General features: G+C 53.0%; 23 protein-coding genes. 4 read left to right on the forward strand and 19 right to left on the reverse strand.

Going from position 1 to position 23,776, the window contains the following annotated elements; translation table 11 throughout:
* Nucleotides 1–104 precede the first annotated feature (104 nt).
* Complete coding sequence (locus tag K7397_RS01090) at nt 105–638, forward strand: cysteine hydrolase family protein (protein ID WP_223066080.1); 534 nt, start codon at nt 105–107, stop codon at nt 636–638.
* 115 nt (nt 639–753) lie between these two features.
* On the opposite strand, the gene K7397_RS01095 is transcribed toward K7397_RS01090, so the two are convergent.
* From K7397_RS01095 to K7397_RS01110, 4 genes are all read right to left on the reverse strand, one after another.
* Nucleotides 754–1,185: a VOC family protein gene (locus tag K7397_RS01095; RefSeq protein WP_237690569.1), complete on the reverse strand. Its 432-nt coding sequence runs from the start codon at nt 1,183–1,185 to the stop codon at nt 754–756.
* A 76-nt stretch (nt 1,186–1,261) separates the two neighbouring features.
* Nucleotides 1,262–2,032 (reverse strand): DODA-type extradiol aromatic ring-opening family dioxygenase, encoded by a 771-nt coding sequence (locus K7397_RS01100; RefSeq protein WP_223066127.1) that lies wholly within the window; start codon nt 2,030–2,032, stop codon nt 1,262–1,264.
* A gap of 16 nt (nt 2,033–2,048) precedes the next feature.
* On the reverse strand, nt 2,049–2,708 hold the full coding sequence (locus K7397_RS01105; protein ID WP_223066081.1) for an alpha/beta hydrolase: 660 nt from the start codon (nt 2,706–2,708) through the stop codon (nt 2,049–2,051).
* A 4-nt stretch (nt 2,709–2,712) separates the two neighbouring features.
* Nucleotides 2,713–3,156, reverse strand: coding sequence for a DoxX family protein (locus K7397_RS01110; RefSeq protein ID WP_223066082.1), 444 nt, complete (start codon nt 3,154–3,156; stop codon nt 2,713–2,715).
* Nucleotides 3,157–3,308: 152 nt separating this feature from the next.
* Here K7397_RS01110 and K7397_RS01115 point away from each other — a divergent pair, with 152 nt between their 5' ends.
* The gene (locus K7397_RS01115; RefSeq protein ID WP_223066083.1) at nt 3,309–3,860 is read left to right on the forward strand and encodes a helix-turn-helix domain-containing protein; all 552 of its coding nucleotides are present in this window, start codon (nt 3,309–3,311) and stop codon (nt 3,858–3,860) included.
* Nucleotides 3,861–4,048: 188 nt separating this feature from the next.
* Here K7397_RS01115 and K7397_RS01120 read toward each other — a convergent pair whose 3' ends face one another.
* The 3 genes from K7397_RS01120 to K7397_RS01130 form a co-directional block, all read right to left on the reverse strand.
* Complete coding sequence (locus K7397_RS01120; protein WP_337926657.1) at nt 4,049–5,113, reverse strand: aromatic ring-hydroxylating dioxygenase subunit alpha; 1,065 nt, start codon at nt 5,111–5,113, stop codon at nt 4,049–4,051.
* Between the two features lie 54 nt (nt 5,114–5,167).
* The gene (locus tag K7397_RS01125) at nt 5,168–6,166 is read right to left on the reverse strand and encodes an aromatic ring-hydroxylating dioxygenase subunit alpha (RefSeq protein WP_223066084.1); all 999 of its coding nucleotides are present in this window, start codon (nt 6,164–6,166) and stop codon (nt 5,168–5,170) included.
* 387 nt (nt 6,167–6,553) lie between these two features.
* Entirely contained in the window at nt 6,554–7,294 is a 741-nt protein-coding gene (locus K7397_RS01130; RefSeq protein ID WP_223066085.1) for a Bax inhibitor-1/YccA family protein, read from the reverse strand.
* A gap of 203 nt (nt 7,295–7,497) precedes the next feature.
* Here K7397_RS01130 and K7397_RS01135 point away from each other — a divergent pair, with 203 nt between their 5' ends.
* Nucleotides 7,498–8,457 carry an MraY family glycosyltransferase gene (locus K7397_RS01135; protein WP_223066086.1) on the forward strand — a complete coding sequence of 320 codons (960 nt, stop codon included), beginning with the start codon at nt 7,498–7,500 and terminating at the stop codon, nt 8,455–8,457.
* A gap of 179 nt (nt 8,458–8,636) precedes the next feature.
* Here the strand turns inward: K7397_RS01135 and K7397_RS01140 are convergent, their stop codons facing one another.
* The 3 genes from K7397_RS01140 to K7397_RS01150 all read right to left on the reverse strand — a co-directional run bounded on the left by K7397_RS01140 (nt 8,637) and on the right by K7397_RS01150 (nt 12,275).
* Nucleotides 8,637–9,863 (reverse strand): Zn-dependent hydrolase, encoded by a 1,227-nt coding sequence (locus K7397_RS01140; RefSeq protein ID WP_223066087.1) that lies wholly within the window; start codon nt 9,861–9,863, stop codon nt 8,637–8,639.
* 171 nt (nt 9,864–10,034) lie between these two features.
* Nucleotides 10,035–11,129 carry a threonine aldolase family protein gene (locus K7397_RS01145; protein ID WP_223066088.1) on the reverse strand — a complete coding sequence of 365 codons (1,095 nt, stop codon included), beginning with the start codon at nt 11,127–11,129 and terminating at the stop codon, nt 10,035–10,037.
* A gap of 54 nt (nt 11,130–11,183) precedes the next feature.
* Nucleotides 11,184–12,275 carry a mechanosensitive ion channel family protein gene (locus tag K7397_RS01150; protein ID WP_223066089.1) on the reverse strand — a complete coding sequence of 364 codons (1,092 nt, stop codon included), beginning with the start codon at nt 12,273–12,275 and terminating at the stop codon, nt 11,184–11,186.
* Nucleotides 12,276–12,411: 136 nt separating this feature from the next.
* On the opposite strand from K7397_RS01150, the gene udk reads away from it, so the two are divergent.
* Nucleotides 12,412–13,047, forward strand: a complete 636-nt coding sequence (udk, locus tag K7397_RS01155; RefSeq protein WP_223066090.1) for a uridine kinase — start codon at nt 12,412–12,414, stop codon at nt 13,045–13,047.
* 184 nt (nt 13,048–13,231) lie between these two features.
* Here udk and K7397_RS01160 read toward each other — a convergent pair whose 3' ends face one another.
* The 9 genes from K7397_RS01160 to K7397_RS01200 form a co-directional block, all read right to left on the reverse strand.
* Complete coding sequence (locus tag K7397_RS01160) at nt 13,232–13,864, reverse strand: ABC transporter permease (protein ID WP_223066091.1); 633 nt, start codon at nt 13,862–13,864, stop codon at nt 13,232–13,234.
* Nucleotides 13,865–13,876: 12 nt separating this feature from the next.
* Nucleotides 13,877–14,854: an ABC transporter ATP-binding protein gene (locus K7397_RS01165; RefSeq protein ID WP_223066092.1), complete on the reverse strand. Its 978-nt coding sequence runs from the start codon at nt 14,852–14,854 to the stop codon at nt 13,877–13,879.
* A 72-nt stretch (nt 14,855–14,926) separates the two neighbouring features.
* Entirely contained in the window at nt 14,927–15,853 is a 927-nt protein-coding gene (locus tag K7397_RS01170) for a glycine betaine ABC transporter substrate-binding protein (protein WP_223066093.1), read from the reverse strand.
* Between the two features lie 31 nt (nt 15,854–15,884).
* Complete coding sequence (locus K7397_RS01175) at nt 15,885–16,529, reverse strand: ABC transporter permease (protein ID WP_223066094.1); 645 nt, start codon at nt 16,527–16,529, stop codon at nt 15,885–15,887.
* Between the two features lie 149 nt (nt 16,530–16,678).
* Nucleotides 16,679–17,929, reverse strand: a complete 1,251-nt coding sequence (locus tag K7397_RS01180; protein ID WP_237690570.1) for a Zn-dependent hydrolase — start codon at nt 17,927–17,929, stop codon at nt 16,679–16,681.
* 16 nt (nt 17,930–17,945) lie between these two features.
* The gene (locus tag K7397_RS01185) at nt 17,946–19,298 is read right to left on the reverse strand and encodes a dihydroorotase (protein WP_223066095.1); all 1,353 of its coding nucleotides are present in this window, start codon (nt 19,296–19,298) and stop codon (nt 17,946–17,948) included.
* Nucleotides 19,288–20,850 carry an HAL/PAL/TAL family ammonia-lyase gene (locus K7397_RS01190; protein ID WP_223066096.1) on the reverse strand — a complete coding sequence of 521 codons (1,563 nt, stop codon included), beginning with the start codon at nt 20,848–20,850 and terminating at the stop codon, nt 19,288–19,290. Before K7397_RS01190 ends, K7397_RS01185 begins: the two co-directional genes overlap by 11 nt.
* Before the next feature lie 13 nt (nt 20,851–20,863).
* Nucleotides 20,864–21,949 (reverse strand): DUF917 domain-containing protein, encoded by a 1,086-nt coding sequence (locus K7397_RS01195; protein WP_237690571.1) that lies wholly within the window; start codon nt 21,947–21,949, stop codon nt 20,864–20,866.
* A gap of 20 nt (nt 21,950–21,969) precedes the next feature.
* Nucleotides 21,970–23,628: a urocanate hydratase gene (locus K7397_RS01200; protein ID WP_223066097.1), complete on the reverse strand. Its 1,659-nt coding sequence runs from the start codon at nt 23,626–23,628 to the stop codon at nt 21,970–21,972.
* Nucleotides 23,629–23,776: the final 148 nt, after the last annotated feature.

Consider the following 23,776-nt stretch of genomic DNA (forward strand, 5'->3'; position numbering starts at 1 on the left):
TTTCTTCAACTTATTATATAGTATTTACATTTTTTTCAGAGATCATTTACATATGAAATCAGACGAGCTCCATAACAATTCCATGACGGTCAGGAGGACTTCACTTGAACAAAGCGTTGGTCATTATTGATGTACAGGAAGCCTTTTATACAATGCCTGAAAACTATCTGTACAAGAAGGAGGAACTTGCGGCCAATATCAACGAGTTGATCGCTGCGGCGCGTGCCTATCAAGTGCCTGTTATCTTCATCCAGCATACGGAATACGACTACCAGGGAGACGAGTTCTATGTGGATTCGCCGAGCTGGCACCTGTACCACGGACTGTCGAGAAGTGACGAGGACACGGTAGTCCGAAAAACAACGTGGGATTCGTTTCACGAAACCGAGCTTTCGGATGTGCTGAAGGAGAAATCGATCGAACAGCTTATTTTTGCCGGGGCACAAACTGAGTTCTGCTTGGATACTACGATTCGGGCAGCCTACAGCCTTGGCTACAAGAACAACATCCTGGCGAAAGACAGCCACAGCACGCTGGACAACTCCGCTCTGCCCGCCTCCAAAATCATCGAGCATCATGAGACGGTCTGGAACGGCAGATTCGTAACTATTCAGCATGTAAAGGATATTTTATTCTAAATACCTTGCGTTCGCTCAAAGCATCTGAAATGATGGACGTGCATGACGAATAGGTCTCGCAGAAGTGGACGAGACCTATTTCTTTTTCTCTGAAAAAGGAAAGCAAAAGCAATGGTTACTCACGAGAACGAACCTGAGCGATAACGTCATCAAAGTCTTTTTGCTTATCTATCCCCATGGAAAGTGTGATAAGATAACCATCCGGATCCGTTAAAACAAGCTCTCGGGCATTCCAGGGACGGTCAACAGGACCTTCTATAATTACTGCGCCAGCCTTATTTGCTCTTTCCGAAATGGAGTCGATATCTTCTGCGTTTAAGTTAATAACGATCCCTTTACCATTAGCTTGCTGATCATTTTGAAAACCTGACACCAGCATGAGGTCTTGATACTTCTCCCCTCTGATATGAGCCATTGTAATTTCCCCGTCATTACCGGGCAGCGTGAACACCGGTTCAAAATGGAGAATCTCTTTGTACCAACTAAGCGATCGGCCCATATCACTCACAGAAAGTTTAACAAACAAAGGCATAGGGTAGAATTCCATAATACGATCATCTCCTCTAACTAAGATACGCAAAATATAAACGATTACGTAACGTTAGAGTCAAATGTTTATTATGTCACTGGAACTGCCAGCAGCTTAAGCTCAAATTGCCGTATTGGTAGCTGCGGTGCAGCAGCTTCGCCTGGCGGTTCGAGTCGCCTGTCCCCATCGCGAGCAGCAAAGGAATAAAATGCTCACTGGTCGGAACGGCTTCTTTGGCATAAGGTGCTTCTTCCCGGTAGTCAAACAGGACGTTCAGATCCCATGCCTCCAACTTATCCTGAAGCCATTCGTCGAACGATACGGCCCAAGGGTCGGCCTCTTCGGCCCGCCAGTTCACCATCCGCAAGTTGTGGACCGTGCCGCCGCTGCCGATGATCAGCACATCCCGCTCCCGTAGTACGGATAAAGCCCTGCCGATCTGGTACTGCTGCTGGGGGGTCAAATGCCGGTGGACGGATAAAGCGACGACCGGAATGTCGGCTTCGGGATAGATCATTTTTAGCACAGCCCAAGCTCCGTGGTCCAACCCCCTCTCCTCATTCAATCCGCTTGGAATTCCGTGTTCGGCAAACAACGACTGGATTTCTTCGCTCAGCGCACGTTCCCCCTTGGCCGGATAGGTCATCCGGTAAAGCTCTTCCTGAAAACCCGAGAAGTCATAGATGGTGCTGTACGAAGGAACGGCGCTGACCGTTTGCTGCGGACTTTCCCAATGAGCCGAAAAAAGTACGATCGCTTTCGGTCTTGGCGTCTGCGCGCCTAATTTTTTCAAAAAATCGGTATATTCATTCCGTTCCAAAACAAGGGAAGGTGCTCCGTGTGCAATAAAATAAGACGGCATCATTATGGCCATTCACTCCTTATTCCTCTAAGCCTGTATCGGCTTTTAGCCAGTTCACGAAATCCCGCTGATTGTCCAGGGAAACTTCATGGCCTGTGGGATATGTTTTAAAAGCCAGATGAGGGGTGCGGTTCTGAAAGTAGGCGGCCGTTTCCCGCCCGATTTCAAGCGGAAATACAGGATCGTATTCGCCATGAGAGATAAACACGGATACATCCCGCACGCTTTGAAGCGGATATTCCGTCTTCACAAACCCCGGAATGTACCCGTTCAGGGCAACGATTCCCTTAAGGCGGCTGCCCATCGTGAGCGCAAGGCTTGCAGACAGAATCGCCCCCTGGCTGAAGCCGAGCAAATACCGCCTTTGCGGATCAATCGGGTACTTATCTGTGGCGTAATCGATAAAGGCGTCCAGCTGCCGCACGGCCTCGTCAAACAGTTCGCGTATCGGATGGCCAAGGCTTTTGAGCTCGTAATATTGAAACCCCGAGCCTAAAGGAAGATTGCCCCTGATCCCGATCATGATAAACGATTCGGACAATGGACTCACCAGCGAATACATGTTGCGTTCATTCGAGCCTTTACCGTGCAGCGTAAAAATCGCCGGATATTTCCGGTTCGGATCAAACCCGGCGGGCAGATGAAGCTCGTACTTATAAGCCGGTTCTGTGGCTGGCATGACGTCATCCCCTCTGCATTATTTTGCGTCTCCCGGATACGGCGCGATCCTTGCTCCGGAACAGGAACAGTCCGTCGATAGACAAAGGCGTCCGGTCGGCCGCTGCCAAATGGAGTCCCACCAGAATATAAGCGATATCAAGCTCATATCCCGCCATCTGTCCATTGCCGAGCAGCCCTGCAGGAAGCTTCATTATGAAAATTGCCCCGATCAGCTGGAGGACCAACAGAATAGATACATATCGGGTCAGGAGCCCTGCGATAAGCAGAATTCCGCCAATCAACTCAAGCGGTCCTGCAATATACGCCAGAAAACCGGGGACGCCCGCAGTGTCAAACCAGGCTGCTACATTGCCGAGCCCCATTTGAAATTTTTTGACTCCGTGAACCAGGAACAAAATTCCCAAGCCAACCCGCATGATTAACGATACGATTGCTATTCTTGACATTCTTATCTCCACCCTTTCACCCGTTTATTAGTAATACTAAAATAATGTTTATGTCACTAATGTAATGGGAGGACCAGTAGTATGTCAACCAAAAAATTGATAATATTAAATTAAGTTTTCTATAGCTAATATTTTGAGGAGTGAATCATGGAATGGATATCGGTTCCACCATACGGGCCATCCGTAAACGGAAGAACATCACGATCGTACAAATTTGCGAGGAAACCGGCCTGTCCCAAGGCTTCATGAGCCAGGTCGAGAATAATAAAACCTCTCCGTCCATTGCTACATTGGAAAACATTGCGAAAGCGCTCAAAGTGCCGCTGGCGTATTTGCTGCTTAAAAGGGAAGAACGGATGAAGATCGTACGCAAAGAGGACCGCACCGTGACGACAAGCGGCATGGAAAATCTGAAGGTCGAGCACTTAAGCTCCACCAAAAATGTAAGGATGCGCATCGTGGAGTTTCCCCCAGGGGCTTCGACAGGCGAAACCCCGCATGCGCACGAAGGCGAAGAGGTTCATTTCGTAATCCAGGGAACGGTCTATGCCGAGCAGGGCGAGGATAGCGCGGAATTTAAGGAAGGCGACTCCTTCAGCTGGAACGCCTGCACCCCCCATTTGGTCAAAAATATCGGCGAGGAGACAGCCCTCGTCCTGATTGCCATTTATACGGAAACGGAACGTGAAGGAGACTGGATTTAGCGAAATTGACTTCCGTTGCCGGTTTCTGAACAAGGATGTGCTCACGAGCAAAGCAAGCGGGGAGGCAGCCCCGGCTGTGCTGGAGCAGAGCTGAGTGAAAGCCAATACTTGAGTCGGCGTGCGCCGAAAGGCCCCTGGCGGATATCCGCCAGCGGCCTTAACTTTAAATATGAATGAGAGCCGGATGCTCAGGAGGTATAGGATCTGCCCAGTCCCAGCTCGGTCAGCAGCTGCCGGTAAGCAATCGAGGTCTTGTCGGCTGGAATATGGGCTTCCGCCAGCAAATCAAGCGGCAGCTCCTCCGGCGTCTGCGCCTCGACCATTTCCCGGTCCTCACTGAAGACCTTCAGATTGAACTGGACGATTTCTTCCACGGGAACATCCTTGTCGAAATTCCGGCAGATCGGGCTGAACAACCGGGTGTATTTGGCCGATACCGGGGAAGCGCAGTTCAAAATATTGAGTCTGCCTTCGTTCGGGAAATAGACTCGCAGCGACGCAGCGAACGGCGGGAATACCCGGAATTCGCGCAGCCACTGAAATCCTTCGGGAGCTTCGTGCTGCTGGCTTTTTCCGTAATTGCTGACCGTACTCCAGTACTCCACATGCAGCCCGTTCCCTTCCCTTTCCACGGTATACTGCGGAACTACTGTATTGCTGCGATCCGCAAATGTCTCGGTATGCACGTAAGCGAAATGGGATACGTCAAGGAACCCTTCAAGCTGACGTCCGGAGGAACCCGCAATGTCAAAGGCAGGCGGCAGGACCTGTATATAATCCGGGTCGTCCCAGCTTGGAAAATCCGGAATTTGCACATCCTCCTCGGTGGATAACAGCGAGGTCCAGATCAGGCCGTACCGCTCAACGACCGGATAGGTGATCAGCTTCAGCTTGGGCGAAATTTTGCCGCCGGGATGGGCCGGAACAGCTGTACATTTCCCTTCACAGTTGTACTTGAACCCGTGATACGGGCAGACAATTTCGCCATCCTCCACCCAGCCCTTGCTCAGCGGAGCGCCGCGGTGGAAGCAAAGGTCACGGGCCACAACGACCTTGTCGCCGCTTCGGTAGCACACGAGCTTGACATCCAGGAGCTTGACGCCAACCGGTTTATCCTGCACTTCACTGGACAGGGCAACCGGGTACCAGTACCGGGCCAAAATCGCCCAGTCCTCCCGGGTAAAGGTGCAGTCTCTCGGAAAATCTCTAAACAGCTGAGCTTCAGGCTCTTTTTTCAACACATCAGGTGTCACCTATAGCCACTCTCCTTTGTCCGTTCTTTACTTGAGTCATGTTCGGATGATCTTCTAACGAAGACCGGTAACATCGCTGCCGTAGGTAACGCCCAATTCGCCGAGCCATCTCCGGTAGGCAATGCTCACCCTGTCCGCCTTCAGATGCAGCTCCGCCTGCAAATCGAGGGGAAGTTCCTCCGGCTTCTGATTTTCCACGATGAAAGCATCCTGTTCGATCACCTTCTGCTGGAAATCGCGAAAATATGAGTCCGGCTCATCCAAAGCATAGTTTCTTGTTACGAGCGCAAAAACGGTCGTTTTTCGTTCATCGTGAGGAAGCACCGTAAACAGCATGGACAAGATCTGATTGTTCTCGTAGTTGACTTTCTTAAGCCTTGCCGTCATCGGCCGCAGAATTTCATAAGTATAATAGAGCGTCGCATAGTTTCCCGAGCCGTCCGCATCCGCATAAATGGCAATTTCATCGGAAACGTACCGGTTCTCTTTCCAGTGAACATGATAATCGGGAATCTCCGGAAAATTGGAGTCGCCCAGCAGCCCCTCATGGACAAAAGCCAGATGCCCGGCGTCCAGGAAATTTTCAACAACCCGCGGCCCTGCCGCATGAAGAACATATGGCGCAGCCTGCACGGTTCGGAAGGACGGATCGTCAAATTCTTCGTAAAAAGGAAGCGGCGTCCCCTTCTTTATCGCATCTTCATCTAAGTTAACCCATACGATGCCGTATCTCTCGACACATGGATATACAATCGCTTTAGCCTTCGGCGGAATGGTCTGCTCAGGAGGCTGCTGTGGAATTCTTACGCATTTCCCCTCTCCGTCAAACCGCCAGCCGTGATAGGGACAAACGATACAATCGTCTACGACTTTGCCGTATGACAAAGGGGCCCCCCGATGAATGCACAAATCTTTAAATGCTTTGATGCCTTCTGACGTCCGGAAAAGAACGATCCGTTCATTTAAAAGGGTCATTTTAACGGGTTTATCGGCTACATCCCCGGCATAAGCGACTGCTAACCAGTCCTTGATCAACACTTTATCCTCCACCAACGGCGCAACCTCCCTTTAAATTTGCTACATCTGCCCTATATCTTACATGTCGCGATATATTCGGCGGACCCCGAATAATGATTTATAGTATAATACCTCTACAACAAGCGCATGGCTAATTAATTTTATTTTATTGGGTCAAAAATATTCTTATCAACAGTCATAAAACCTAACATGGTTATGTACATAATGGTCCGATTGCTCTACTTCTGTTAAGACAAGTAGAAACCGCAAAGCCGTCCTTTAAAAGACGGCATCCGTTTCTGCGAGAACTATAAAAAAGTATGGGGCCCCTGCCCTTATACTTTCTTATAGTTCAAAAAAAGGCCGGCGGGAGTAAACCCGTCAGCCTTTCATTTGAAGCGATGAAGCGCCTGCAAATGCCGATTAATCGCGGCTCGCTATTTTGGCGAGCAAGCGCAGCATTTCAAGGTAAAGCCACACCAGCGTGACCATCAAACCGAACGCGCCGTACCACTCCATGTATTTCGGAGCTCCGCGCTCCGCTCCCCGCTCGATAAAATCGAAATCCAGCACCAGATTAAGCGCAGCAACAATGACGATCACTACCGAAATGCCGATGCCGAGCGGAGTGCTCTCATGCAGATACGGGATTTGGACACCGAACCAGCCGAGTACAATGCTCAGCAAATAGACGAGCGCGATTCCGCCGGTTGCGGCAATGACGCCAAGCTTGAAGTTTTCCGTCGCTTTTATGAGCTTTGTTTTGTAGGCAAGCAGCAATGCGAAGAACACACCCATCGTTAATAAGGAGGCTTGCAGTGTAATCCCATGATATACCGTTTCATATTGGGCCGAGATAGCGCCCAGGAACATCCCCTCCGCGATCGCGTAAACCGGAACCAGATAAGGCGAGGCTTTGGGGACAAAGCTGACAATCAGGGCCAGAATAAAGCCGATAATAGCGCCTCCTATTGCCATGGGAACTACATTAGAACCGTCAAAATACAGCATCCACGTGCTGAATGCGCTGCCCACCAGGATAATCAGTGTAATAAAAGCCTTGTTCACAGTCCCCCCAATGGTCATTGCATTCAATCCGGAAAACTGATCCGGTCTGTTAAAAGTACTTTCTTTCAAAGTAGGATTGCCGCTGCGTCCGATCAAGACATCATCACCTCATTTTAGATTTTGTTTTCATAATATCATATTTTCGCTTGCCGTATACGGTGGATCACGCCAGCCTGGATTCTTCAAGATGCCATAGAATTTCTGGCGAGCGAAGAAGCCGAATGGATCTGTATTCGACATTGCTGAGGTTTCTTTTTATAATATGACTTAGTGAGTCTATAATTCTGGTGGTGGACATTATGTTATATATCTTTTCTTTTCTTCTATCGTTTTTAATCGTTTATCTGCTGATCCCTCCGCTGGGGAAACTGGCGTTCCGTCTCGATTTTGTAGACAAACCCCGTGCGGACGTCGAACGCAAAATACACAGAAAACCGATTCCGCTTACCGCAAGCTATGCGATCTTTATCGGATTTTTCGTGTCGTATCTGCTGTTTACCAGAAACTTTTCCTGGGAAACCGGGGCGCTGTTCGCCGGAGGGATCCTGCTGCTAACGATCGGAACGCTCGATGACTGGTACAAAACCAAAGGCCGGGATTTTCCCGCGCTTCCTAAACTGGTTGTTCAGGTATCGGCAGCCATCCTTGTCTACGCGGCAGGGATCACGTTTAGCGGATTTGTGAATCCGTTTAGCGGCGAATATGTGCTGCTTCCGGGCTGGCTGCAGTTTGTGCTAACGATCTTATGGATTTTCGGAGTGACGACGGTAATCAATTTCTCCGACGGAATGGACGGGCTGGCCGGCGGGTTATCCGCCATCTCAGCCGTGACGCTGTTTGTGGTTGCACTTGCCAAAGGGCAGACCAATTCCGCCATGCTGTCCATCACGCTGATCGGAGTAACGCTTGCCTATTTGCGTTATAACAAACCGCCGGCAAAAGTGTTTATGGGCGATGCCGGAGCGACTTTTCTCGGCTTTATGCTGGCCGTTATTGCGCTGGACGGAGCCTTCAAGCAAGCTACGGTCCTGTCCCTGTTCATCCCGGTGCTGGCGCTGGGCGTACCGATTTTCGACAATCTGTTCGTCGTCATCAAGCGGATGCTGCAAGGAAAATCAATCTACCAGGCAGACGCGAGCCAGGTTCATTACCGGCTGCTGCGCGCCGGCTTAAATCAGAAGCAGGTCATCATGTTCCTTTATTTGATCAGCACTTGTCTGGGACTGTCTTCGATTATCCTGCTGCTGCTTCAGGTTTAGCTCTTTCATAAGAATCGGCCATAGAGTTAAACGCCTCTCCCTCCCCAAAAAGGAGTAGAGAGGCGTTTTTAATCTCTAAACCTCCAGATCTTCCAGAGCCTCCGATTATACACTAATCCTCATATCCACAACAAAAAAGGCGCCTAAACAGGCACCTTAATACGGAGGAAACTTACCACTTATTCCGACAGCAACGTCAGCACGGTTTCGAGTAAGACATTAACGCCTTTTTCGCAATCCTCATAGGATGTCAGCTCTTCTTCGCAATGGCTTTTCCCGTTCACACTGGGAACAAAGAGCATTGCAGACGGCAGGAAGCTCGCCACGAATTGAGCGTCATGCCCTGCTCCGCTGGCCATTCTTTTATACGGATAGCCGAAAGACTTGGTCGAATCTTCAAGATGACCGCAAATTTTCTCGTCAAACCATACCGTGTCGCGGCCCCAAAGCTTGGTTTTGCTCACGCTGCAGCCTAGCTGCTCCTCCGGCAGACCTAGAATGATGTTCTCCACCTCGCGGACGACCCCTTCGTCCTTATGCCGTGCTTCAACCGTAAAGACAACTTTGTTCGGGATGACGGTATGAATACTGGGATAGACGCTTACTCTCCCCATCGTGTACACCAATTCGGAATCCAGCTTAGACAGTTTCTCCCGAAGCATGGCTACCAGATCATTGGCTGCGAAAAAAGCGTCCTTGCGCATGTCCATCGGGGTCGTCCCGGCATGGTCCGATTCCCCGTTCACTTCAATTTCATAACACGCCATACCGACCACACATTCGACGACGCCGATCGACAGTTCTTCCTTCTCGAGTACAGGTCCCTGTTCGATGTGAAGCTCCAGATAAGCCGTGGCTTCCTGAATCCGATTCTCCACCTCTCCCGCATAGCCGCTTGCCTTCAGAGCCTGCTGAAAGGAGACGCCTTCAGTATCCTTTTTGCTTAACATCAATGCTTTGTCAAATTTGCCGGAAAGTACGCCGGAGGCCATCATGGAAGGCTCGAATCTGGCGCCCTCCTCATTGGTGAAATTCATCACCGTAACCGGGATTTCCGGCTTGATTCCGTTGTCCACCAAAGTCCGTACGACCTCCAGCCCGGCAATGACTCCAAGCACGCCGTCAAACCGCCCGCCTTTCTTGACGGTATCCAAATGTGAGCCGATGACGATCGGAGGCGCCTGCCGCACGCCCTCAAGCGTAGCATACATGCACCCCATGTCGTCGGCCTTGACGGTCATGCCCAGCTCTTCACAGCAGGAACGGAAATAATTCCGCACTGAAATGTCCTCCTGGCTTAATGACAGCCGGGTCACGCCGTTCGCTTTCGTACGTCCAAAATCCGCAAAGGTTTCGATGGTGTCCTTCAGTCTTTCGCTGTTCACAAACAGCTTTTGCTGCTGCATGCTTCATCATCTCCGCTTCTAAAGATTTCTTTAGGAACATTTATATCTTTATATGGTAAAACGAACGGAGCGATTTTCCATTTTACATAATGTAATAATAATTGGAGAATGGATGTGAATTTATGTTACATCGAAGCTCCAGACATCCTTTTCTCATCGAACCTCATCCGGCTATTTCAGCTTTTCCAGCTTTTCACTCAGCAGTTGAAAGGCCTGCTTCAGCTTTTCTTTCGGCACAGTCGCATAGCGGTCACCGATGCTCACCTCGAATTTGCAGGTTTGTTCATCATAATCACTCAAATAAGACGTGAATCCGACGCCTGTCTGCTCATAAACGTCAATGAGAACAGGCTCAATCTTCTCTTTGGACACGTCAAAATGAACATGGAACATGTTCGACACGGGTTCTGCCGGTCTTGTTATCACGCCATGGCACTCATTATACAAACCGGCCAGCTCTTTGGCCTCCTCGTAGTACTTTCCCATTTTGTCTGCTCTTTGGTCAAAATAGTAGTCAGCGCTCAAAATATAAGGGTACAAGCTGATCAAATCCCCGCCGTGGCGTCTTTTCCAAACCTTCGATTCCTGTATAAAAGCTCCTTCACCCGCAAGAACCGCCCCCGCAATTCCGCCAACTCCCTTGTAAAATGATATATAGACACTGTCAAAAAGACTGCATACCTCAGCGGCGGATTTTTGGTAATAGGGCAGAACCTCCAGCAGTCTTGCGCCGTCCAGATGCAGCTTGATGCCCTGCTTGCGGCAATAGGCCGAAATCGCTTCGAGCTCTTCGTAATCCGGCAGTTGGCCACCGATTTCACGCTGCGGAAGCTCCAGCAGCAAACAGGCAATGTCCTCTTTCAGTTTCCGCACATCTTCCAGCGTAATCAACCGGTCCTTGTCCGCAAGCAGGATCGGCTCGATGTGATGCAGCTTTTTGAGGCCGTCCTCTTCATGAATCTCCAAATGGCACAAAGGATGGTAGGCTACTTTAGGAAGCCCCTTCCCGTCGCACCATATTCTGAGCGCGATTTGCTGGGCCATCGTTCCGCTCGGAAAAAAGACGGCCGTCTCTTTTCCCAGCAGCTGCGCCATCTTCCTCTCAAAATCCTCGATGACCTTCCCCTTGCCGTACATATCGCTTTCCAGCTCGCCGCCCGTCCCTTCAAAGGCCTCTTTCAGAACCTGAACGTTTCTTGGACCATGGCCTCCCAGCTTATAGGTCGTTTGATTAAAAGCTTCTAACAGCGATTTATGTTCACTCATTATTCTGCCGCTCCCTCCCGAAATTAGCCCTGTTCCTGCTCGACGAGCTCTTAATTAAGCACGAACCCTTTGCTCTGCAGATGAAGAATTCTCGAAGAAAATCCGCTGCACCGGGTAAGCCAGCTTGATTCCTTCTTCCTCCAGAATCTGGAGGATTTCTAAATTGACCAGTTGACGTACTTCCAAATATTCAGCCCAAACGGTTGTTTTGGTAAAAAAGTAAAAGAAGATGCCCAAATTTTGCTCATTGAAGTCGGTAAAGTAGACCAAAATGGTATCTTGATCAATATGCTCGTTCTCCATCAACAATTGCTTAATTCGGGTAATAGCGGCTGACAACCGGTCCCGATCCGAATCCAAGGCCACTCCAAGTGTAAAGGTAATCCTTCTCTTTCCCATCTTGCTCCAGTTGGTGATCGGTTGATCTGCCATCTGCGAATTGGGAACAGTAATCACCGCATCCGCAAAGGTTCGAATTTGTGTGCTCCGGAAGGTGATATCCTCTACAACCCCTTCCACTGTAGGGGTTAGAATCCAGTCGCCCTTGGAGAACGGCTTCTCAATAATGATGACTATTCCCCCTAAAATATTTCCGAGCGTATCCTTGGCAGCCAGCGCTATAGCAAGACTTCCCAGACCCATCCCGGCTACGAGCCCATTTACACTGAATCCCCACTCCGAACCGACTAAACCAATTGTGACGATAACCACGATAAACCGGAGCACTTTCGTCAAGAAGGGAATCAGCATGCCGGTGTCGTTCATGCTCAGTTTCTTGCCGATTCCTACCAGCAGAACGGAGGACTGGGAGGACACGATATAAGTTCCCCATCCCAGTAAAATAATGATGACGCTTCGAAAGATCCGGTCCAAGCGGACAGCGGATTCCCAGGCAGCCGGCAGGAGATATTTTATGCCCAGATAAACTCCAAGCAGGGTAAAGAAAAGCCGCAGCGGCTTTCTGAAAGCGTCCGTCCATACAGCTGCGCTATCGGAAGCCCTCAGCCATCTATTCAGCATGGAAATGCCCCACCTCGAAAACACTTTGCTAAGAAGCAAGAACAGAACGATAATCCCAACGGAAATCAAAATATGAATCGCATTTATTCCTTCGAAAAGCCTCTCTGTCCACTCCCAAATTTTCATGTAGACACCTCCAGCCAAATTGAAATTTTATTGTAACATATTTTCGTTCTGCTTCTGGTTGGATGAGGTGAAAAATCACGCCCGCTGTGCTACAATACTGGAATTGCAACGTCTTAGGGAGGGTTATGGATTCGCCATGCTTATTATTGGGATCGCCGGCGGCACCGGCTCCGGCAAAACAACGGTAGCCCGCTCCGTAATTGATCGTCTTGGATCGGGTAAAGTTACTTTCATATCACAGGATAATTACTATAAGGACCATTCACATCTCAGCCTGGCCGAACGCGAGCAGATCAACTATGATCATCCGTTCGCCTTCGATAACGAACTGCTGATTGAGCATCTCAAACAGCTGAAAAATGGACAGGCCGCGCAAGCTCCGGTCTATGATTTTACGGTTCATGCCCGCTCCACGGTGAAGACGACGGAGCTCAAGCCGAATAATATCGCCATTATTGAAGGGCTTCATGTGCTGTCCGATGAGAAACTCCGGGAGCTGCTCGACATCAAGGTATTTGTCGATACCGATCCCGATGTGCGGATCCTTCGCCGGGTTCTTCGGGACATCGAGGAACGCGGACGCACCATTCAGTCGATACACCAGCAATATTTAACGACGGTAAAGCCGATGCACGAAGCGTTTATCGAGCCGTCCAAGAAATACGCCGACCTCATCATCCCCGAAGGCGGGCATAATGAAGTGGGCATTCAGCTCCTGGCCATCCTGACCGAAAAATATCTCACGGGTGACCGAACGTGGGGCGAGGGTTAAGGGAAGCCGGCTGCTCTGCCGCACGGCTTTTTCAGAGGGTGAGGGCAGTCCGGCAAAATAATTCGATAAAAAGATAACAAGGCTGTCCCTTCGGATCTATTCAGACCACGCGGGGGACAGCCTCTTCGTTTTTAGGAAAGCTGGCGCTGGCACTTAGCACCCTTCTACTCTGTCACAGCAAGCATTACGGCGTGCCTAATGCCCGTCTGGCGAGCCGTTTCTCAAACCAATAGATGATCTGGTTCGTCAGGATGGCGAGCAGGGATACGCAAATCGTTCCCCAAAGGATTTTCGGCATGGAATATTGATACAGACCTTCGAACAAAAGCACTCCGATTCCGCCGGCGTTAATCCACGCCGCAATGGTCGCAATGCCGATGATGGAGACGGCTGCAATCCGCACTCCGGCCAGAATGACGGGCAATCCAAGCGGCAGCTGGATTTTCCAGAAGACCTGTGCCGGACTTAGCCCCATGCCTCTTCCCGCCTCCAGCACGCCGGGATCGACGTTCTGGAAACCGCTGATCGTGTTCCGAACGAGAATGAGCTGACTGTAGGCGACCAAAGCGACAATGGCCGACTTAAGGCCAAGTCCAAGCAGCGGAATCAGCAGCGCAAACAGCCCCATGCTCGGAATGGTATAGATGATGCCCAGCACGAGAAGGACAGCGGATGAAACCCGCTTGAACTTCGAAAGTACGAATCCGAGCGGCAGGGCGATCACAAGCGAAATGAAGAGGGCGAGTACCGTAATCTCGATATGCTGCAGCAGCTGCTCGAATATTTTGTCGTAATGCCTGCCGGCATACTCCCACATGAATATCCCCTCCTATGCTTCATTTCGGACAGGAAGCAGATAGGGACGTATCTGATCCAGTCCGAGCGCGCCGACAATCGTCCCGTTTGCGTCACGGACGGCGAGCTGCTTGGCACCTGTCAGCAGCAGCGACTGCAAAGCGTCCATGACGCTTTCGTCTTGTCCAATGGTCGGACGTTCGGAGCTGCCTTCCTGCCGCTCTGCGAGCGCTGCCTGACTGATCTTGATATAGCTCAGCCGCTGAAGGCCTTCGGTGCTTTGCGTAAGGCGCCGGACGAATTCGTTCTTCGGGCGCATGATAATCTCGAGAGGCTCGTCAAATTGCTGGATTTCCCCTTCGTTCATGATGATGACTTTATCGCCCAGCTTCATCGCCTCTTCGATGTCGTGCGTTACGAACAAAATCGTTGTGGCAAGGCTGCGCTGGATTTGCAGCAGCTCGTTCTGCAGCGCCGAGCGGGTAATGGCGTCGATCGCGCCGAACGGCTCATCCATCAGCATGATCGAAGGTTTCGCGGCGAGCGCTCTGGCGAGTCCGACGCGCTGCTGCTGTCCGCCGGAGAGCTGACGGGGATACCGTTTGCGGAAATCGCGCGGCAGATGAACCATTTCGAGCAGCTCGTCAATCCGGGCGTCAATCGCAGCCGAGTCCCAGCCTAATATTTTCGGAACGGTCGCAATATTTTTTTCAATCGTCATATGCGGAAACAATCCAGTCTGCTGTATAACATATCCGATATTGCGGCGCAGCTGTGTTGCCGGAATTTCGTTAAACGGCTTGCCGTTGATATAGATCATGCCGGAGGTAGGCTCATGGATTCGGTTGATCATTTTGAGCAAAGTCGTTTTGCCGCAGCCCGATGCCCCCAAAATCGTAACAAATGTGCCTTCCTCAATCTCCAAACTTGTTTCGCGAACAGAGGGCTTGCCGGCGCCCGGAAATGTTTTGCTCACCCGGTCGAACGCAATTGCAATCTTCTTGTCAGCCACTTGGAACCTTCCTCCTTTCTGGCCAAGGCGGCTTCCTCCTAAAGCGGGAAACCGCCTTTCTCTTGCTGATGTTTACTTGATAATGCCTTGCTTCTGCAGGAATTCTTTCGCCACGTCCGCGTATTCCTTCTTGTCGATATCCACTTCCGCGTTCAGGCCTTGCATCGTCGGTCCGTCGATTAACGCCGAAACCTGATTGATCACGTCCGCGATTTTCGGATCCTTGCTCAGCGCCTCATTCCGGATTACCGGGCAAACGTAGTATGGAGGCCAGAACTGCTTGTCGTCCTGAAGAAGCACGAGATCCTTGTTCGTCAGGTCGCCGTCTGTCGTAAAGCCGACCGTTACGTCCGCTTCCCCGTTCATAATCGCTCTGTATTTCAAACCGTAGTCGAACAGCTTGATGCTTTTGAAATCCATACCGCCGTATGCCTTTTTCAAGCCCTTCAATCCGTCTTCCCGTTCCTCGAATTCAGGAACCGCAGCCATCCGCAGCTGGGGAGCCAGGGTAGCGAGTTCGGAAATTTTCGTCAGGTTGTATTTGTCGGATACCTCTTTAGTCGTTACCAGGCCCTGAGAGTCGTTGGCCGTTGTCGGCTTCAGCCAGATCAGGCTAAACTGGTCCTTGTACATTTTCGAAACCGTATCATAAACGGCCTGGGCGTCCGTATTGACCGGCTGCTTCAAGATATCCAGGAGTCCTGTGCCGGTATATTCCGGGTACATGTCGATGTCGCCATTCTTCAGCGCTTCATGGGCAATCATGGTCCCGCCCAAATTCAGCTTTCGATTGACTTTATATCCGGCGTTCTCAAGCGCAAGCGAGTACATTTCCCCTAGAATGAGACTTTCGGTAAAATTTTTCGAGCCGATTGTAACGGCAGGCTTGCTGCCGGAATCGCCGGAGGCCGCCCCCTTGTCCGAATTTTTGCCTCCGCATGCCGAAACAAGCAGCATCAACGAAAGTAATGACAATAACCAAGCTGATTTCCTTTTCATCCCCAAGTTCCTCGCCTTCCATAATTTAGGTTCACCGGTCCCGAAGTCGTGCTGCCATTTTCCCCAGGCCGGAAAAGAATACTTCAAACACCAGAGCGATCACCGCCACCTGAATGGCGCCTACCAGCATGATGGAGAAGTCATACATGCTCAAACCGTTAATGATGAATGTCCCGAGGCCGCCGCCTCCGATAAAGGCCGCGAGGGTTGCGCTTGCCACCACTTCGACTCCCGCCGTTTTCACGCCCGTCATGATCAGAGGTGCGGCAAGCGGAAGCTCGATGCTGCGCAGCATTTGACCGGCGCTCATCCCGACGCCGCGGGCCGCTTCGATGATGGAGGCATCGATGCTGCGAAACGCGGAGAAGGTATTGATCAGAATCGGCGGGCAAGCCAGCACGGTCAGCGCCACCATGGCAGGGGCGATGCCGGTGCCCATAATCGGAAGCAGAACGATCAGCACGGCCAGACTCGGAATGACCCGAAGCGTGTTGAAGGTGTTCATGATGAAGGGCGACAGCTTCTCATTCCGGGAACATAGATAACCGAGCGGTATGCAAACCAAGGAAGCGATCAACAATGCGGTAACGCTCAGTGTCAAATGAACACGAAGCGCCTCGAGCACCTTTTCGCTGTTTTCCTGCGCATAAGCATATGCCTCGGCAAGTAAATGCATCTCGTAGACCGCCTCCCAAAATTATCATTATTCGATAACTCATTTTCATAATTAAGTGAAATATTACCAGAGGTGCAGAACCCTCGTCAATATAACTTACAAAAAATATCGGGATTATACGATTTTAGGGGCTATCTTTTCCCAAATCGTCACATTTCGTTGTCGCTGATGAGCACTGCTTTGGCCAAAGCCTCGACACCGAGCGCCACCTCGTCCCAGTCGGTCCACTCCTCAGGGCAATGCGACCGCCCGTCCTTGCTCGGCACAAAAATCATGCCGATCGGACAGATCAGGGCCATCTGGTTCGCATCGTGCCCCGCACCGCTTGGAAGCGGCATGTAAGAGGCGGTTGTCTGGCAGGCTCTTGTGACAATATCCTGGACCTTGGAAGATACGTGAATCGGCTCGGACAGGGACAAGCGGTCAAAGGCAACATCCAGCCCGCGGCTGCCCGCAATCTCCCCGCAGCGAAGCTGGAGTTCCCTTGCGATGGCTTCCATCCGTGCAACTTGCATTGAACGGATTTCCAGATCGAAGACTACCGACCCGGGAATCACATTGGATGCGTTAGGATCCACCTGCATGCGTCCAACCGTTCCGACGACGTATTCCGGGTAATCCCGGCCGCACAGCTCCTCCAGCGCCAGGATCATGGCGGAAGCGCCGGGAAGCGCGTCCTTGCGGATCTTCATCGTTGTCGTGCCGGCATGATTCGGCTTCCCGGTTACCGTCACCCGGTAGCGGAGAATGCCTACGATGCCGGTTACCGGAGCCAGCTTGCGCCCGCTCGTTTCGAGGCTCTGGCCCTGCTCGATATGCAGCTCCAAATACACTGCCGCATCGCCCGGCTGTCTGGCCGAGGCCTCCATGTCCTCCGGCGCCCCGCCGGCTTCGCGGATCGCCTCTCGCAGCACCTTGCCGTCAGGGTCGCGCCGGTCCAGCATATCCCCGGGCAGGTTGTTGACCATTCCGCGGGAACCGATGGTGGAAATGCCGAATTCACTCGGCTCCTCCGCGGTAAAATCAATGATTTCCAGCGTATGCTTCAGGCTCGTGCCCGTCTCTTTAAGCCGCATAGCCAGTTCAATCCCGCCAATTACGCCGATTGCGCCATCAAACCTTCCTCCTCCTGTAACGGAGTCGGTATGCGAGCCGATCAGGATCGGCGGAAGCGCAGGGTCCGTACCTGACTTTCTTCCGATCAGGTTGGAGGCCGCATCAATGTGCACCTCAAGACCTGCGGCTTTCATTTGCTCGGCCAGCCATGCTCTTGATTGCGCATACCAGGCTGTAAAAGGCCTGCGCGTCCACCCTGGCTTTGAAGAATCGGCAAACGTGGACAATTTCTCCAGATTGGCTTGCAGCCGCTGCGCGTTCGGCTTTGAAACATCCCCAGGCAAATGACTTCGCCTCCTCTTATAAATGATTTGGCTGAACAAAGCGGCCAAATTCGCCTTCCTGCACCTGCTCGCCATCGTAAACCAGTTGTCCTCTGACATAAGTTTGCTCGATGCGCCCCTGCAGATTCATCCCGTGGTACAGGCTCCAGCCTGCGGAGGAATGCTGCTTCGCTTCATCCAGCGTCCCCGAAGCATTCGGGTCCATGATGACGATGTCGGCGTCGAGCCCGACCCGCAGCTTGCCTTTGCGGCTTCCAAGCCCGAACCGCTCCGCAGGTTTCTCGCTGACCAGCTTGACAAGCTCCGTAATCGGGATCCGGCCTGAAGCTACGCCTTCGCTGAACAGAATCGGCAGCAGCGTCTCGACACCCGGCGCGCCGGACGAGTTGCGGAAAATATCCGGATCGCTCTTGCGGTCCAGCTTCCACGGCGCGTGATCCGAGGTCACCATGTCGATTTTCCCTTCCGCCATCAGCCGCCACAAACCTTCAACGTCGCCCGCCTGCCGCAGCGGCGGGTTGATCTTCCCTTTTGGTCCGAGCCGCAGCATGTCCTCTTCGTGGAAGAGCAAATAGTGGGTGCAGGTTTCGGCCGTAATATTGGCTCCCCGGTCCGTATAATGGTGCACCGCCTCGAAGATTTCCGGAAACGTGCAGTGGTACAGGTGCAGTTTGGCCCCCGTATGAAGCGCAAGCTGCATCACCGTATTCGCGGCCGTCGCCTCCGCGACCTTCGGTCTGCTCCAGCAGTGCGCGCGCGGGTCGCGTCCAAGCGACTCGTATTTCGCTATGGACAAACGCACGATCTCGTCCGTCTCGCAGTGGACGCCGACGGGGACGCCCGTTTCCGCGATTACGCCAAACGCCTGATACAGTCTGCCGTCGTCAATGCGGGGAAAACGGAACGAATCGGTGTTGAACATGGACACCTTGAACCCGCACGCTCCCGCCTCGGCCATCGCGATAATATCGTCAAAGGCGCCTTCCTTCCTGATCGTCGCCAGCAAGGCAAAGTCAACGGCGGCTTCGGTCTCCATCCGTTCTTTCTTCTCCTGCAGCATCTCGGCCGTGCAGACCATGCCGGTCGCATCGTACGGCATTTCAATAATCGTGGTCACACCGCCGGCTGCGGCCGACCGGGTAGCAGTGCGGGTTCCTTCCTCCAGCGAGGAATAGCAGTGCACATGGGCGTCGATCGCGCCCGGCAGCACAAGCTTTCCCGCAGCGTCAACCGTCCGGCCGGCTTCTATGCCCTCCTGGCCGCGCCGCCCGATCCAGGCGATCGCGCCGTCTTTGATGCCAATCGCGCCACCCGGCAGTATGCCGTCCGGCAGTACAAGGTCTCCGTAAATCAATAGATCAATCTTCACGCTTCATGTCTCCTCTCGTTGAATACCCGGCGGCGCCGGTCAAGGATAAGTCGCGGATCAGGCCATACATGATCCGGACATCATCTGTGAACGGACGGTCCCGCTCCAGCGGCTCCAAACGCGTACGTATATATTGATAAGCGGCTGACGTGCTTGCCCCGAGCCTTATGCCACCCCGTCCCTGACGCAGGTGAATCGCCTGCACCGCATGCAGCAGCTCGGTCGCCGTGATGTAGCGCAGCAAATCCAGCATCCGCTCCAGCTTGCTTACGGCAAGCGGCGCGTTCGTCGTCCGGTCCTCCATTTCGCCGGCGAGGACGGACGAGTCCAGCGAAGACGGATGGGCGAGCAGACGGATCTCCGCTTCCAGCGAAGCCGCCGTTTTCTGGAGCGTGCCCATGCCGATGACCGCCTGCTCGTCCGGCGTCAGGAAGCGGGTGAGTCCGGTCAGCGCAGGATTGCCGAGGCGTAGTGTCCTTTGCACGGACGTTTGCGCGACATGCGCGATGGCAATGCCGAGCGATTCCATCGCCAGAACCCAGTGAAGCGGCTCAAAGTGAGCGCTCGGTACAATCCGGCCCTCCTCAGCCAGGACGAGAGGGTTGTCGTCGGGATGATTGATATGGAACTCCAGTTCACGCCAGGCGGACGCCAAGGCAGTCCTGCAGGCTCCGTGCACATGGGGAACGGCCCGGAAGCTGATCGGATCCTGCAGCGGCTTGCCTGAACTCCGTTCCCATAGCGAGCTTCCGTCCAGCAGACTGGCGATATGCTTCGCTGTCTCCGCGTAGCCCGGAAGCGGCCTTGCCGCCCGCACGGAAGGATCGAGCGGGGACGTATTGCCCTGCAGTCCTTCCAGCGACAAGGCATACGCCAGATCGCACATATCGAGCAGATCGAGGCAGTCTATGAGCACAAGACAGCCTCTTCCCGCCGAAAATGCATTGGAGCTCACAATGCCGAGCCCTTCCTTCGGGCCCAGGCGCAAAGGCTGCAAGCCGCTTAGTTCCAGCGCTCTCGCGGCTTCCATCCGAACGCCTTGGTGCATCACTTCCCCTTCACCGATCATCGCAAGGCCGATATGGGAGAGCAGCACGATATCCGCTTCTCCCACGGACCCGAGCTCGGGGATGACCGGGTGGATGCCTTTATTCAGGAAGGCGGCGTATCTCTCCGCCGTCTCCGCCGATAGCCCCGCTGCGCCGGAAAGCGCGCAGTGGAGCCGCACCAGCATGGCTGCCCGCACTACATCCTCCGGCGCGTCGGGGCCGCAGCCGGCGGCGTGCGAGCGGATGAGATTGACGTTGAAGTCCGCCATCGCGAGAGGCTGCACGACCCGGTCCTTGTTCAGCCCGACCCCGCGGTTCAGGCCATACACCGCCTCGTCCCGGCTCAAGTACGCCATTATCAGCGAGGAAGCTTTATTCAGCTTCTCCACAGCTTCCCGGCTTAGCGATACAGGCTTGCCCTGCCGGGCGACGGCTTCCACATCAAACAGCGTCAGTCCTATTCCTTTCAGTTCGGCAACAGATTGGCAGCCGTCTTTCATCATCGGCCTCTGTCGCTTAAGAGAATGCGTGGGACATCAGGTCGATGCCAAGCACACGTTCTACTTCCGGATACACGCTCCGGTCTTTGACCGACGAAGACAGCGGGATAAAATCCTTTTTAATATGGAAAATAGCAATTTTCATTCCCGGCTTCAGATGGCCGACGCTTACAGGCTGGCCCGTCTCGGCACTCAGGGTCGTGATGACATCGGGGAATGTCGCAATCCGGTTCCCTTTGCTGTCGTCAACCGCCATATGCTCGTTCATCACGTGGATCGTCATCGGATTGCCCGGAACGTCAATCGTGATCGTCCCGATATCGAACGCCCCCGAATATTTGACATCAATAGCGGATACCTCGCCGACGCCAACCACTTCGCCGCGGGTACTCTTGCAAATCGTATCGATGACCGCTTCCGCTCCCTGCGGTTCGGCGGCCATAATCTTCTCGCCCAGCTCAATGGCCATCGAGATGCCGCCAATGGCCGCATGCTGCTTGATATAGCTGGCCGGCAGCGGATGCCGCGCGGATGCGATGAAACCTCCCGACATATCGGAAGCGACGCGCAAAATATTGGACGTTTTGGCCGGGGTTCCCTTCACGACCAGCTCCAGGTAAGAGCCCGTTGCCCGTTTGCCGCCGACCACGACCTGAATCGTTTCGTAGTCGAGACTGGAAGCTATGCCAAGTGAGCCCATCTTGCCCGTCGGATGGGCGCGGATGTCGCCGGTCGCATCGACGACCACGAGACCGAGAGCGGCAGCCGGCAGCCAGCCGTTGATCGAGCTTGACATGCCGTTCTGCGGCGTCATCACGCCGTAAATTTTGCCGTCGTAATTCTCCATCAGCAGTTGGACAGCTTTGATATAATCAAGCCCCCACATCTCCCATTCCGTTCCTGCGGGAGCGCCGATGGCCGTCGTCGTAATGATGATCGCATCGTCCGGAATTTCGTCAACCGAAGCCAGCTTAGGCCGGCCCACCGCCACGGCGGCGCCTCCGATCTCCAGCCCGTGGTCCACCCAGCCGCCACCGCCGCTGGCGAAGACGGAGCCTCCTTTTACAGCTGCCTGTACATCCTTCATTGTCAATTCACGCATTGCTTTCACTCCTTCGTTGGTTACATCTGATTTGAATACCGTTCCGTGTCAATTCTGCGAATCCCCTTATCCTCGGCTTCCTTCAGCGCGATGGAATAGCCGGCATCGGCATAGCGGAGCACGCCAAGTCCTGTGTCGTTATCCAGCACCGTCCGCAAACGGATATCCGCACTTTCGCTGCCGTCGGCCACCAGGGTGACGCCGGCGCTTGTCATATAGCCGGAATACCCGCCGCCTCCGGAATGAATGGTGACCAGATCCGCCATAGACGAGCAATTGAGCATCGCATTGAGGAGAGGCCAGTCCGCTATCGCGTCGCTGCCGTCCTTCATGCGTTCCGTCATAATATTCGGATGCGTCATCGAGGCGGCATCCAGATGATCCCGGGAGAACGCTACGGGCCCCTTCAGCTTGCCGGTACGGACCATATCGTTGACAGCGACCGCCAGGCGGGTTCTTTCCTGGTGTCCAAACCATCCGATCCGGGCAGGCAAGCCTTCAACCGGAATGTACTGGTTCGCCAGCCGAATCCAATTGACAACAATTTCATTGTCAGCGAAATTCTTCAGTATATAGTCATCAATGGCCTTGATATCGCCGGGATCACCCGACAGCGCAACCCACCGGAAAGGTCCAATCGCCTTGCAGAATAAAGGGCGCAGGAAGGCTTCCGTAAAAATATCGATTTCAAACGCCCGCTCTACGCCCCCCTGGAGCGCCTGCGTGCGGATGTTGTTACCGTTATCGAAGACGATGGAGCCGTTGTCTTTAAAGGCAAGCATCGCCTCCACTTCCTGCGCGATGGAGCGTCTAGCTTCCTTTTGCAGCTTCTCAGGCTGGTTAGCCCGCATTTCCCGTACTTCTTCGAACGTAAACCCGTTCGGAATATAGCCGTAAAGCAAATCGTGCGCAGACGTTTGGTCGGTGACGATATCCGGCGTGATTCCCCGGGACACGAGCTCGGGGTAGACATCCGCCGCGTTGGCGCACAAGCCGACCGACAGCGCTTCGCCTTTCTGCCGCGCCTCTTCGATCCAGCCGAGAGCTTCATCAAGCGAATGCGTCTTTCTCTGCAAGTACCCGGCAGCTATCCGTTTATCGATCCGCGCTTCATCGACCTCCACGCACAAAATCGCGGCGCCCGCCATAAAGCCTGCCAGCGGCTGGGAACCGCCCATGCCGCCCAGTCCGGCTGTCAGAATAAACCGCCCTTTCAAGCTCCCTTCGAAATGCATTCTCGCAATGGACGAGAAAATTTCGTAGGTTCCCTGAATAACCCCTTGCGAGCCGATATACTGCCATGCCGCAGCCGTAAGGCCGCCCCAGATAATCAGTCCCTTCTCCATCAAATCGTAGAAGTTCTCGCTGGTCGCCCATTTGCCGACCATATTGCAGTTCGCCATGACAATCACAGGAGCAAACGGATGGGTTTTGAAGACCCCGATCGGCTTGCCTGATTGAATGACGAGCGTTTCGCCATCCTCCAGATTTTTCAGCGTGTCCACAATGGCGTGGTAGGACTGCCAATTGCGCGCCGCTTTGCCAAGAGCCGCGTACACAATCAGCTCCTTCTGGTTCTCGCCGTTCTCCAGTACGTTCTCCAGCATGCGCAGCAATGCTTCCTGACGCCATCCCTTACACCGGAGCTCGATACCGCGTTTGGCGGTAATCCGATCCATGTCACACACTCCTTTTTTATCAAATTGTAATAATTGATTATCAATATATGAAGCACTATAGCACCACATTTTTTTAGTGTCAATAAATCTAACATATCAAAAATTTTTATCGAACATCCAAAGCTTTCTTTTATAATATCGGTATAAT

It is taken from the genome of Paenibacillus caui (genome assembly GCF_019904135.1).
Classification (GTDB): Bacteria; Bacillota; Bacilli; order Paenibacillales; family Paenibacillaceae; genus Fontibacillus; species Fontibacillus caui.

Bases quoted from the DNA above. Each gene is read 5' to 3' on its own strand.
- K7397_RS01160 (WP_223066091.1), bottom strand. From the start codon at position 13,864: ATGTGGGAGTATGCCGGCAGGCATTACGACAAAATATTCGAGCAGCTG.
- K7397_RS01190 (WP_223066096.1), bottom strand. From the start codon at position 20,850: ATGATGAAAGACGGCTGCCAATCTGTTGCCGAACTGAAAGGAATAGGA.
- K7397_RS01110 (WP_223066082.1), bottom strand. From the start codon at position 3,156: ATGTCAAGAATAGCAATCGTATCGTTAATCATGCGGGTTGGCTTGGGA.
- K7397_RS01095 (WP_237690569.1), bottom strand. From the start codon at position 1,185: ATGGAATTCTACCCTATGCCTTTGTTTGTTAAACTTTCTGTGAGTGAT.
- K7397_RS01170 (WP_223066093.1), bottom strand. From the start codon at position 15,853: ATGAAAAGGAAATCAGCTTGGTTATTGTCATTACTTTCGTTGATGCTG.
- K7397_RS01135 (WP_223066086.1), top strand. From the start codon at position 7,498: ATGTTATATATCTTTTCTTTTCTTCTATCGTTTTTAATCGTTTATCTG.
- K7397_RS01105 (WP_223066081.1), bottom strand. From the start codon at position 2,708: ATGCCAGCCACAGAACCGGCTTATAAGTACGAGCTTCATCTGCCCGCC.
- K7397_RS01140 (WP_223066087.1), bottom strand. From the start codon at position 9,863: ATGCAGCAGCAAAAGCTGTTTGTGAACAGCGAAAGACTGAAGGACACC.
- K7397_RS01150 (WP_223066089.1), bottom strand. From the start codon at position 12,275: ATGAAAATTTGGGAGTGGACAGAGAGGCTTTTCGAAGGAATAAATGCG.
- K7397_RS01115 (WP_223066083.1), top strand. From the start codon at position 3,309: ATGGATATCGGTTCCACCATACGGGCCATCCGTAAACGGAAGAACATC.
- K7397_RS01175 (WP_223066094.1), bottom strand. From the start codon at position 16,529: ATGCATTTACTTGCCGAGGCATATGCTTATGCGCAGGAAAACAGCGAA.
- udk (WP_223066090.1), top strand. From the start codon at position 12,412: ATGCTTATTATTGGGATCGCCGGCGGCACCGGCTCCGGCAAAACAACG.
- K7397_RS01100 (WP_223066127.1), bottom strand. From the start codon at position 2,032: ATGATGCCGTCTTATTTTATTGCACACGGAGCACCTTCCCTTGTTTTG.
- K7397_RS01195 (WP_237690571.1), bottom strand. From the start codon at position 21,949: ATGCGTGAATTGACAATGAAGGATGTACAGGCAGCTGTAAAAGGAGGC.
- K7397_RS01200 (WP_223066097.1), bottom strand. From the start codon at position 23,628: ATGGATCGGATTACCGCCAAACGCGGTATCGAGCTCCGGTGTAAGGGA.
- K7397_RS01145 (WP_223066088.1), bottom strand. From the start codon at position 11,129: ATGAGTGAACATAAATCGCTGTTAGAAGCTTTTAATCAAACGACCTAT.